The following is an 11,977-nucleotide window of genomic DNA, read 5'->3' on the forward strand; positions in this document are numbered from 1 at the left end:
CCGACCAGGGAACCTGGGTGTCGCTCGGTGATCCGGACGGCGTACCCTGAGGGCGCCATGCCGTACGAACCACCCACCCACACTGTCGAGCGCTCCCTGCGCGCCACGACCGGAGCGAAGATCATCGCCGGTGTCGACGAGGTGGGGCGGGGCGCCTGGGCCGGGCCTGTCACCGTCTGCGCGGCGATCACCGGGCTCCGTCGGCCGCCCGAGGGTCTGACCGACTCCAAGCTGCTGACCATCAAGCGCCGTACGGAACTGGCCGGGATACTCCAGTCGTGGGTGACCGCCTATGCCCTGGGGCATGCTTCACCCGAGGAGATCGACGACCGGGGGATGACCGCCGCGCTGCGGCTCGCCGCCGTCCGCGCCCTGGAGGCCCTGCCGGTGCGCCCCGACGCCGTGATCCTCGACGGGAAACACGACTATCTCGGCACCCCGTGGAAGGTCCGCACGGTGATCAAGGGAGATCGTTCGTGCGTGGCCGTTGCGGCGGCGTCGGTGATCGCCAAGGTTCAGCGCGACAAAATGATGGCCGAACTGGGTATCGACCATGCAGACTTCGGGTTTGCGGACAACGCCGGGTATCCGTCACCCGTGCACAAGGCCGCACTGGCGGAGCGGGGGCCCACCCCGTACCACCGCTTGTCGTGGGCGTATCTTGATGCGCTGCCCCAGTGGCGGCACCTCAAGAAGGTCCGCAACTGGGCGGACGGAAGCGTTCCGGTAATCGAGGGCCAGCTCGGCTTCGATTTCTGACGGTTCCGCTCGCACTGATGTGCCACCCGGTCCTTCCCGCCGCGCCAACGTTTGATAAAAAACAGCTCATGCCTCTCATTCCCGAGGAGCCTCAGATTCACGAGAGTGCCCAGGGTCCCCGCGCCACTCCGGCCAGTGGCCGTACCGCGCCGACCCCTCGCCCCGTACCCGGCCCCCGTTCCGCGGCTCCGTCCCGCCCCGGTCGTCCCGGCCCTCCGCGGCCCACGCCGCCGGTGCAGCGCACGCAGCGTGACGTGGTTCCGGCCATGCCAGGCCCGTCGGGCCCGGCCGTTCCCGCCGTCACGGCGGCCACCCCGCAGATCCAGCTGATCCCCGCCTCGGCCGAGGGTGCCCTCGACGCCGCCGAGGAAGCGGTGGACCTGCTGCTGGAGTCGGGCCGCGCCCCCGGAGAGGTGCTGGTGATCACCACCGGCGCCCAGCACCCGTGGGCCGAGCACGAGCTCTCCTTCGGTGAGGCCGCCTACTGGTCGCAGCACGACTCCGGTGACGACGTCTTCTACACGGACGCCGCCATCGCCTCCCGCGCCGCGTCCCGCCCTGTGGTCGTCGTGGCCGTCAACGGAGGCCCCGCCACCGCTGCCGCCACCGTCCTCCCACTCGCCCATGCCAGGGCCGGCGCACTGCTGATCGTCTGCGGCGACCCGCAGCAGATCAACTCCGTGCTGGGCGCGGGCGTTGGCGCGGGCGCGGGCGTCTGACCCAGGTTCCGCCTCCCGCGCCGAGATGACGCGGGCGGGCGACGGAGGTATCCGCACAGCGCGGCCTTCGGCATGCCCGGATGACCGACGGTGGCCGTTCCTCCCACGGGACGGCCGTCCGGCGCGCGCGTCGGGCTGTCGGCCGCGCCTGGGGCGCCGGCCGGGCCTGGGACGACGGGAAGTGCCTCAGCGACAGGGGTTCGCCCGGTGGTGCCGGCGCACCCCGGGCCCTGCCGCTGTGCGTGCTGCGCCGGGGTGGTGTCCGATCCTTCTGACGGGCCTTCAGCGAGCGGCCGCGCGCCGTAGGACCTCGGAGACCGGGCCCCCGGTGCGGGGCGCCAGCGGTGGTGCCTCCGAGAGGGCGAAGGGTTCCGGCTCCGAGTGGGAGCTCGGCCGGCGGCCGCCGCGGTTCTCGCCGAGCACCTGCCAGCCGTCCGCGGTCAGCGTGATGTACGCCCCGCAGCGCAGCCCGTGCAGAGTGCAGGCGTCCCGCAGCCCCCACATCCAGGCACCGTCCTCCTCCGTCCAACGCGCCTCGCCCTCACGGCAGTAGAGCAGGACGGCGGTGCGCACCGGGGTGCGCCGGCGCAGGTCGTGCGGAATGACCCGGCGCAGCTGGGCGAGCAGCGCGTTGCGGAACATCCAGCCGTCGGCCTGTGCCGGACGCCGGATGAACGAAGCGCTGGCGCACAGCCGTTCCTCCGGGTCCAGGACGGCCACGACCGCCATGGACGGCTTGGGGCGGTGCCGGGCGTGGAGCCCGCTGACGACCTCACGGGGGTTGCGCAGCAGGGGGATTCCGGCGGCCGCCCACTCCGCGGGCTCGAGCAGGCGACTGGCGGAGGCGGCGGACGCGGACATCGACAACGAGGCCGCCGAGGACGAGGCGAATCCGAAGGTCACGTTCCTCCCTTCGGCTACGCGCCCAGACTGCGGGCGAGGTCTGATTCGGGGGAGCGCGCACCGCAATGGAGCCCAACCGGGAGACGGAGGAGTCGTGCGGGGAGCGGACCTCAATTCTTGCTGTCGAACTGGGATGCGGCAACGAGCAATTGGGGCCACCGGCTGTTATCTGGCGGTGCGTGGCTTATATCCCTACCCACAGGGGCCGCTGATGACGCCTGGGGTGCCCGGTCGGAGCCCGTTCGCGCGCCGCGCGGGCATACGAACGGGCACGGCGGCCGGTCAGCCCTGTACGGCCAGCACCAGGGGCAACACCGCGCTCGCGCCGCCCCGTCTGAGCAGGCGCGAGGCCACCGCGAGGGTCCATCCCGTCTCTGTGAAGTCGTCCACGAGGAGAACCGGGCCGTGGGCCTCGGCGAGCGCCGCGGCGAGGGCGGGCGGCACCGTCAGCGCCCCGTCGAGGGCCTTGAGGCGCTGCGCGCTGTTGCTGCGCGGCACCCGCGACGCGTCACCGGCGTACTCGACGGAGCCGAGCAGCGGCAACCGGCCGATCTCGGCGATACGGGCGCCGAGGGACTGGATCAGTGCCGGCCGGGTGCGCGAGGCGACGGTGACCACACCCACGGGCCTGGGCTGCGCGTCGGGCGCACCGGAGGCCCAGCCGCCGGGGCCCTTGGCCCAGTCGGCGAGCACGTCCACCACGGCTCGTGCGATGTCGTCCGGTACGGGTCCGTCGGCGGCCTGGGGGGCGAACAGGGGCCGTAGCCGGTTGCCCCAGCCGATGTCCGACAGACGACCCAGCGCCCGGCCGGGCGAGGCCAGTTCACCGGCCGGGATCCTGCCCTTGAGTTCGATGCCGATGGCGGGCAGTCCGGTCGGCCACATGCGGCGGGGCTCCACCTCGGTCCCGGCGCGACCGAGGTCGACGCGGGCTGCGTCCAGTGCCGCCGTGGTCGTGTCGGCGGTGAAGCGCGGACCGGCGCAGTTGTCGCAGCGGCCGCAGGGCTTGGCGCCCTCGTCGTCCAACTGGCGCTGGAGGAACTCCATCCGGCAGTCCGTCGTGGACGCGTACTCGCGCATCGCCTGCTGCTCGGCCTTGCGCTGGCGGGCCACCCAGGCGTACCGCTCGGCGTCGTACGACCACGGCTGCCCCGTGGCGATCCAGCCTCCCTTGACGCGCTTGACCGCTCCGTCCACGTCGAGGACCTTCAGCATCGTCTCCAGCCGGGAGCGGCGCAGCTCCACCAGCGGCTCCAGGGCGGGGAGCGACAGCGGGCGGTCGGCGCGGGCGAGGGCGTCCAGGGTGCGGCGCACCAGGTCCTCCGAGGGGAAGGCGAGGGAGGCGAAGTACTCCCAGATCGCCTCGTCCTCCTTGCCCGGCAGCAGCAGTACCTCGGCGTGCTCCACGCCACGTCCCGCGCGGCCGACCTGCTGGTAGTAGGCGATGGGCGAGGACGGCGAGCCGAGATGCACGACGAAGCCCAGGTCCGGCTTGTCGAAGCCCATGCCGAGCGCCGAGGTGGCGATCAACGCCTTGACCCGGTTGGCGAGCAGATCGTCCTCGGCCTGCTGCCGGTCGGCGTTCTCCGTCTTGCCCGTGTACGAGGAGACGGTGTGCCCGCGCTGCCGGAGGAAGGTGGTGACCTCCTCGGCGGCGGCCACGGTGAGGGTGTAGACGATGCCGGAGCCCGGCAGGTCGTCGAGGTGGTCGGCGAGCCAGGCCATCCGGTGCGCGGCGTCGGGCAGCCGCAGCACGCCGAGGCTCAGACTCTCCCGGTCCAGAGGACCGCGCAGCACCAGCGCGTCCGAGGCGCCCCCCGTGCCGAGCTGCTCGGCGACGTCCGCGGTGACGCGCGCGTTCGCCGTGGCGGTGGTCGCCAGTACCGGGACCCCGGGCGGCAGGTCACTGAGCATGGTGCGCAGCCGGCGGTAGTCGGGGCGGAAGTCGTGGCCCCAGTCGGAGATGCAGTGGGCCTCGTCCACGACGAGGAGTCCGGTCGCCGCGGAGAGCTTGGGCAGCACCTGGTCGCGGAAGTCGGGGTTGTTCAGGCGTTCCGGGCTGACGAGCAGCACGTCGACCTTTCCGGCCGCGATCTCGTCCTGGACCGTCTCCCACTCCTCCGTGTTGGCGGAGTTGATGGTCCGGGCGTGGATTCCGGCACGGGCCGCGGCCTCCACCTGGTTGCGCATGAGCGCGAGCAGCGGGGAGACGATCACCGTGGGCCCGCTGCCTCTGGCCCGCAGCAGCGAGGTCGCCACGAAGTACACCGCGGACTTGCCCCAGCCCGTGCGCTGCACGACCAGGGCCCGGCGCCGGTCGGCGACCAGCGCCTCGATGGCCCGCCACTGGTCCTCGCGCAGCCGGGCCGTGCCCGTGCCGTCCGCGACGAGCCGGGCGAGTACGGCGTCGGCCTGCGCCCGGAGGTCCGCGTTGCTCGTGTGCTCCATGCGTCCCATACAACAGGACGGGACTGACAACCGGGCGGTGGGAGGCGTGGGGGACGCGGCGACCTCGACTTTGTCGTGTCCCTGATTCGGGTTATCCACAGGCCCAAGCGGAATCTCGCGATCCGCGAGATCGTCTGCGCATGACGAATCACGGCGAAAGCACCGGACCCTTCGAAAACGGCGACATCCTGGGACGAGAGCCGCTGAACGAACGGTTTGCGCACGACCCGCAGGTCACCCTGCGCACCCCGGCCGAGCTGGCCGACGCCCTGCCCTACCTGCTCGGTTACCGGCCCGAGGACAGCATCGTGCTGGTCGCCCTGCACGACCGGGAAGGCCGAGGCCGGTTCGGCGGCCGGGCCCGGCTCGGTATCCCCGCGGCCGCGGAGGACTGGGAGGCGGCCGTGCGGCAGCTGGCCCAGGGACTGGTGACCGGCAGCGAGCGGCGCGGCGCCAAACCGGAGCAGATGGTCGCCTACGTCTGCCAGGAACCGGGCGAGGGTGAGACGGGCCGGGACGTGATGATCCGGCTCAGGCCGCTCGTCGGTCTGCTGCGCACACAGTGCGGCACCCTCGACGCGCCGGTGATCGAGGCCCTGTGCATCTCGGACGGCCGCTTCTGGTCCTACTGCTGCCCGACCGAGCGCTGCTGCCCCGACGACGGCACGCCGATGGGCCTGCCGGGCACCTCGGTGCTGGCCGCCGCGGCCACCTACGCCGGGATCCAGGTGCGCGGCACGCTACGGGAGCTGCGGGCCAGGCTGCTGCCGTGGGAGACGGGCGCGGCCCTGGAACAGGAGATCGCCCTGGACGCCGCCGGCATGGACCTGGTGCCCCGCATCCTCGACGACGCCACCCGGCCCGGCGTGGCCGAGGAGACCCTCGAACTGGCCGAGCGGATCATCCGCAGGTTCACCGCGGCACCGCCGGTGCCCGGTGCGCACCGGGCCGACATCCGCGACGACGAACTGCTCGGCCACGACGAGGCGGCGACCCTGATCCTCGGGCTCCAGGACCGCACGACCCGTGACCGGGCGGCCGCCTGGATGGAGGGCGACGAGGCCGGTCCTGCCCTGCGGCTCTGGCGCGCCCTGTCCCGCCGCTGCGTCGGACCGTACGGTGAGCACGCCGCCGCCCCGCTGACCCTGGCGGGCTGGGTCGCCTGGTCCAGCGGGGACGAACTGGAAGCCAGGGAAGCGCTCGCCATGGCGCTGGGAGCGGACCCCGACTACCTCTTCGCCCGCCTCCTGCACCAGGCATGCAACGAAGGCCTCGACCCCGAGTCCGTCCGCCGGTGCCTGCGCGCGGAACGCACGGAACGAACGGCAGGCACGGCACCCGCGGAACGAACGGCAGACACGGCATCCGCGGAACGCACGGCAGACACGGGATCCGCGCCCACGGCCGGAGCGGCCCGGACGGTAGGGCCGGAGCCGACACGGACGGGAGGGCCGGAGCAGGCAGGGCCGGCAGCGGAGGCCATCTCGAGCCCGGACTCGGGCGAGACCGTCCCGGACCCGGAATCATCCGCCACGGCGGTGGATCGCCCCACGGAGAGGGTCTCCGGGACCGGTGGCCCTCGGCGCCGTCGCCGCACACGCACCGCGGAGAACGGTGACGGCGCCTCCCGCCCACCGCGAGGGGAGGTCGCACGGCGCCGACCGACCGGTTCCCGCCCGGAAGCGCCGGCCACCGGGCCGACCCGCCGGGGAGGCGCGCGGCCCGGCGGTACACGCACGCGCGCCGATGGCGCCGCGGCCCGTGGCACCGCGGCGGCCGCCGGCCGCAGCGAGGCCGAGGGGGACGGATGAGGACCGGCCGCGGGTTTGGCGCCCCGCACAGGCACCCGCGACCGACCGCCCGGGCCGCACCGGATGGCGGCCCCGGGAGCCGAGAAGGAGCGGGGGAAGAGCCGTCCCGACGACGGACGGCCCCCGTGCGGGGCGCGTGGGACCACCACATCAATCGCTGCGTCGGCGCCCTCGTGAGCAACGTCCGCCGTCGCGTCCACCCACGCCCGTTCGAAGTGCCGTCCGATCCGAGGGGCCCCGCGCGGCGGCAAGCCCTGCGCGTCGAGATCGAGCCTCCGACACGCCCTCATTCGGCGGGCTTCACCGGTGCGGGGCGTGACCGGGGCGAGTGCGCCGCCGTTCACCTGAGTGGCGGAACGCCCGGACGGGTCCTGCCGCCGTACGACCCCCGTCCCTCCGGGGGCATCGGCCCGCGCCTGGCAGGTCCGAGGCGTACCGAGAGCAGAAAAGGCCACCTCATGCATCAGCAGCCGACTCGGCCCTCCACCGCCGACGACAACCGACCACGATGGGCCGGACACGAGCCCTTTCCACGGGCCCGTGTCGGCAGTTCCGTTCCCACCGCACCGGGTGCCGGCAAGCCGCCGAGGGCTCCGGGCGCGGCGGTCGATTTCCCGCCCGTCGAGGACAGGCACGGGCCGGCGGACCGCTCCACCGGCCGAGCGAGCCGCCCCGCCACGCTGCCTTCCGGCACCACACCGCTCAGCCGGGCGGCCCGGCCCGCCGCCGACCTGCCTGCCACACACACCGCCTTGATCTGCGTCGCCCTGCCGGGCCTCGCCATCTCGGGGGATCACGGGCAACTGACCGGCCGTGGACTCGAAGGGTTCTACCGGGGCGGCCGGCGCCTGCTCGCGCGATGCCAGGTCCGCGTCGTCGGACGCGAACCTCTCCTGGTCCACGCGAGGATGACCGGTGCCGACCGCGCCCGCTTCGTCGGCACCCTCAGGGTCTCCCCGGGCCCTGGCCCGGACCCCGACGTCGTCGTCGAGCGGATCCGCAGTGCCGACGGAACCGAGCGCATCACGCTGCACAACGCCACCCTGCGCCCTCTGCGCCTCCCCGTCGAGGTCGCCCTCGGCACCGATCTGGCGGACCTCGGTTCCATCGCCGCGGGCAGAGCCGGTCCGGAACTGCCCGCCGACGTACACGACTCGGGCCTGCGCTGGACCTCGGCCGACGGCGGAGCCTGCGTGACCGCTCACCCACCGCCCGCCGACGCCCTGGCCTCCGCCGGCCTGCTGCGCTGGGAACTGGAACTGCCGCCTGGCGCGTCGGCAGCCGTGGAGCTCCGGGTGCGCCCGGACGGAGCCGGACCGCTCCGCGCCGTGGGGCAGACCGCGACGAGCCCCCTCGCGCCCGCCCGGGCGACCGGCGACGACCCGCGGGTGGCCACCCTGCTGCGGGCGGCCGTCGACGACCTGCACGCCCTGCTGCTGCGCGACCCCGGGCACCCCTCCGACACCTACCTGGCGGCGGGCGCCCCCTGGCGCTGCGGCATGGCACCGGCCGAGGCGCTCGCCGCCGCCCGGATGACGCTGCCCCTCGGCACCCGGCTCGCCGCGGGCACACTGCGCGCCCTCGCCCGCACCCAGCTCACCGGGCCGGCCACTCAGGGGGGCCTGATCCCCGGACCACGTCGTGACGCGGGCGCCTTCCTCCCGCCGGCCTGCACCAGCACAGAGGCCACGCTCCTGTTCCCCGTCCTGCTCGCCGAGGCCCGCCGCTGGGGGCTCCCCGAGCGTGAGACGCAAGAGCTGCTGCCCGCGGCGGAACGCTGCCTGACATGGCTGCGGACCACCGTGGGCGACGGCCCTTACCTCCCCGACCCGCCGCCAGGCGGTCCGGTCCGCTGCGAGACACAGGCCCACGCCCACCGCGCGGCCGTCCTCGGTGCCGACCTGCTCGACGCCTTCGGCAGACCGGGCGGCACGGAACTGCGGCAGTGGGCCGAGACCGCGCGGAACGCCTTCCGTACGGACTTCTGGATCGAGGACCGGAGCGGCGGACGCCCGACCGCGGCCCTCGCACCGGGCGGCCGACCCCTGCCGCACCTCGGCTCCACCGCCGTGCACCTCCTCGACACCGGGCTTCTCGGCGGCGGCCTGCACGCCCCCGGGCTCCTGGACAGGGCACAGACCCAGCAGCTCGCCCGGCTGCTCGGCAGCCCGGCGATGGACGCGGGCTGGGGCCTGCGCGGTCTCGGCAGCAAGGAGGCGGGACACAACCCGTTCGGCCACCGGACCGGAGCCGTGCGGGTCCACGAGACCGCGCTCGCGGTCGCCGGACTCGCCGCCGCCGGGTACGAGAAGGAGGCGGGAAACCTGCTCAGGGGCCTGGTGGACGCCGCCGAGCACTTCGGGCACCGGCTGCCGGAGATGTTCGCGGGGGAGCAGCGCTCCGCCGGCAGCGCTCCGCTGCCGCACCCGGCGGCGTGCCGACCGGCCGCCACCGCCGCCGCGTCGGCGATCCTCCTCCTCACCACGCTCGCGGGGATCCGTCCCGACGCACCCGCCCGCACCGTCACACTCCGCCCGGTGCGCGGTGCTCCCCTCGGGGAGATCGGCCTGACCGGACTGCGGGTGGCGGACGCGCCCTTCGCCGTGCGGGTCAGCAGACTCGGGCTCGCGATGGTCGAGGAGGCGGCGGAGGACCTGCAACTGGGAGTGTGACCTGGCATGACGCCCCTGGCCGGAGGGGTGGGGAAGAACCGCCCGCCCCATACCGGAACGAAGCGGATCAGCTGCCCCCGCGGCCGACGAAGGGAGTGTTTATCGTCAGGCAGACGACTATGATCGCGGCATGCCCTACGACCCGTCAGCCTTTCCGCCCTTCGCCGTCACCGTGGACCTGGTCGTGCTGACCGTGCGTCGCCATTCCCTGTGCGCGCTGGCGGTACGCAGGGGCGAGCCGCCGTTCCAGGGGCGCTGGGCGCTGCCCGGCGGCTTCGTACGGGACGACGAGGACCTTTCCCAGGCTGCGGCGCGTGAGCTGGCCGAGGAGACCGGACTGCACGCGCACGACCCCTCGGCCCCGGCCCAGGACCACGGCGCGCACCTGGAGCAACTCGCCACCTACGGCGACCCGAAGCGCGACCCCCGCATGCGCGTCGTCAGTGTCGCGCACCTCGCTCTCGCCCCCGACCTGCCGGCGCCCCGGGCCGGCGGCGACGCGAGCAACGCGCGCTGGGCGCCGGTCGAGGAGCTGCTCCAGCAGGGCGGCTACGGCCGCGACGGCGAATCCATGGCACCGCTCGCCTTCGACCACGCGCAGATCCTCGCCGACGGCGTCGAGCGGGCCCGCTCCAAGATCGAGTACTCGTCGCTGGCCACCGCGTTCTGCCCGCCGGAGTTCACCGTCGGAGAGCTGCGCCGGGTCTACGAGGCGGTGTGGGCCGTGGCCCTGGACCCGCGCAACTTCCACCGCAAGGTCACGGGAACACCGGGCTTCCTGGTCCCGACGGGTGGCACGACCACCCGGCAGGGCGGCCGCCCTGCCCAGCTCTTCCGGGCCGGGGGAGCCACCCTGCTCAACCCTCCGATGCTCCGTCCTGAGGTCTGACGCCCACCCCGCAAGGCGGGAAGGGAAGGGGGCGTGCGCAGTGGCGCCGGGAGGTGATCCCCCGAACGGCGCAGGAAACTGCTCTCCAAGTTGCGCGCCACCCGATAACAGATCAGGTGATACCCGAAAAACCGGACACCGCGCGCTATCTTGCTGTAGGTGATCCAGGCCGTCGGACTGACCAGCATCCCCCGCAAGGCGCACCCGCCCGCCGTCGACGACGTCTCCTTCGAGGCGTGCGCCGGGCGGGTCACCGCGCTCCTCGGACCCGCGGGCGCCGGCAAGACGACGGCGCTCAGGCTGATGCTCGAACTGCAACAGGGGCGCGGGATCACCTACTTCAGAGGCCGGCCCATGCACCGGATCCCCCATCCCGCGCGGGAAGTCGGCGTGCTCCTCGGTGACGTGCCCGGTCATCCGGCGCGCTCCGTCCGCGGGCATCTGCGCATGCTGTGCGCGGCGACGGGAGTTCCGGTCCGACGGGCCGACGAGGTCCTGGAGGTGGTCGGCCTCGTCAGTCTCCGGGAGGAACGTCTCGGCACCCTGTCGCGCGGCATGGACCGCAGGCTCGGACTGGCCTGCGCACTGCTGCCCGATCCCCACACGCTCGTGCTGGACGACCCCACCGACGGTCTCTCCGCCCGTGAGGCACGCTGGTTGCACGGCATGCTGCACGCCCACGCCGCCCAGGGCGGCACGGTGCTGTACACGACGGCCGACTCCAAGGAGGCGGCGCGCGCGGCCGACCGGGTCGTCACCCTCGACGGCGGCAGGCTCGTCGCCGACCAGGAGGCAGGCGAGTTCGCGCGTACCCGGCTGCGTCCGCGTGTGGCCGTCCGCAGCCCCCACGCCGCCCGCCTCGCCGCCCTGCTGAGCAAGGAGGCCCGCACGGCGCAGCGCTCCGTCGAGGTCGTACGCGAAGACGGCAACCGCCTCTCCGTGTACGGCAGCACGACCGCCGACATCGGCGAGACGGCCTTCCGGCACCACATCCTCATCCACCAACTCGCCGACGAGGTCGGAGACATGGGTGCCGGTGCGGGAGTGGAGCCCCGGGATGCCGCGAACCCGGCCGGTGAGCCGGCCGCGGCCGTGCGGGAACGGGCCGCTCCCGAGCGCTCACCGGAGGGGCGGACGCGAGCCGTGTCCGCTTCGTCGGTGGAGGCCCGGGGCGCTGGGCGAGCTCAGGCGGCATCCGGTCTGCTCTCCGGAGAGCAGAAGCCGATGGTGACCAGCGTTGCGGAGGCCGAGACCGAAGCCAAGGCCGAGAAGAAGGCCGACTCCTCGTCGGTTTCGGCATCGGTGTCGACCTCGACAGCGGCGTCGGAAGCGCGGCCGGAGCGGGAGGGCGGGACGGATGCCGTCGGCGAGTGGCCGTCGCGCGCGGACTGCCGGCAGCCCGGCTTCCTGGCAGCCCAGGAGAGGGCCGTCGGTGCCCCTTCGGCCGAGGAGGTCGGTGCCGACATTGCGTCGGCTGCCGCCTCGGACGGAGCCGGAGGTGCCGCCAGTGCCGTCGCGTCCGGTGCGTCGGCCACCACCGGCGACTCCCGTCCCGCAGGCACGATTCCGCAGACCGATCCCACGCACGCGTCCGCGAACCCGACGGCAGCCGACGGCACGTCCGCGGCCGCCGCGAACGTCTCCGGCGCGACCGTCCCGGGCGCACGGAACCCCGGCACCCGAACCCCTGGCAGCGGCCGGACCCGGACCGGTCGGTCCGCGCCCGCACGCGCCGGCGCGGTCGACTCTCCTGACGTCTCGTCCCCCCTCCCGCCC

8 protein-coding genes are annotated in these 11,977 nt (G+C 74.0%); 6 read left to right on the forward strand and 2 right to left on the reverse strand.

Translation table 11 applies throughout. The annotated features are described in order from the left end of the window. Positions 1-57 precede the first annotated feature (57 nt). Positions 58-759: a ribonuclease HII gene (locus V7E45_RS01290; protein WP_333772156.1), complete on the forward strand. Its 702-nt coding sequence runs from the start codon at positions 58-60 to the stop codon at positions 757-759. Positions 760-827: 68 nt separating this feature from the next. After that, positions 828-1,478: a hypothetical protein gene (locus V7E45_RS01295; RefSeq protein WP_333772157.1), complete on the forward strand. Its 651-nt coding sequence runs from the start codon at positions 828-830 to the stop codon at positions 1,476-1,478. 282 nt (positions 1,479-1,760) lie between these two features. Here the strand turns inward: V7E45_RS01295 and V7E45_RS01300 are convergent, their stop codons facing one another. Beyond that, positions 1,761-2,381, reverse strand: a complete 621-nt coding sequence (locus tag V7E45_RS01300) for a hypothetical protein (protein WP_333772158.1) — start codon at positions 2,379-2,381, stop codon at positions 1,761-1,763. 282 nt (positions 2,382-2,663) lie between these two features. After that, on the reverse strand, positions 2,664-4,829 hold the full coding sequence (locus V7E45_RS01305; RefSeq protein WP_333772159.1) for a RecQ family ATP-dependent DNA helicase: 2,166 nt from the start codon (positions 4,827-4,829) through the stop codon (positions 2,664-2,666). 140 nt (positions 4,830-4,969) lie between these two features. Here V7E45_RS01305 and V7E45_RS01310 point away from each other — a divergent pair, with 140 nt between their 5' ends. The 4 genes from V7E45_RS01310 to V7E45_RS01325 form a co-directional block, all read left to right on the forward strand. Continuing rightward, a complete protein-coding gene (locus V7E45_RS01310; RefSeq protein ID WP_333772160.1) occupies positions 4,970-6,640 on the forward strand; it encodes a DUF4192 domain-containing protein in 1,671 nt (556 codons plus the stop codon). Between the two features lie 755 nt (positions 6,641-7,395). Continuing rightward, the gene (locus V7E45_RS01315; protein ID WP_333772167.1) at positions 7,396-9,312 is read left to right on the forward strand and encodes a glycogen debranching N-terminal domain-containing protein; all 1,917 of its coding nucleotides are present in this window, start codon (positions 7,396-7,398) and stop codon (positions 9,310-9,312) included. Positions 9,313-9,442: 130 nt separating this feature from the next. Further along, on the forward strand, positions 9,443-10,201 hold the full coding sequence (locus V7E45_RS01320) for an NUDIX hydrolase (RefSeq protein WP_333772161.1): 759 nt from the start codon (positions 9,443-9,445) through the stop codon (positions 10,199-10,201). A gap of 159 nt (positions 10,202-10,360) precedes the next feature. Continuing rightward, positions 10,361-11,977, forward strand: a 1,617-nt coding sequence (locus V7E45_RS01325; RefSeq protein WP_333772162.1) for an ABC transporter ATP-binding protein, incomplete at its 3' end; no start/stop codon positions are given.

Origin of the sequence: Streptomyces sp. IBSBF 3136, from assembly GCF_036815105.1 — a bacterium.
GTDB lineage: Bacteria > Actinomycetota > Actinomycetes > Streptomycetales > Streptomycetaceae > Streptomyces.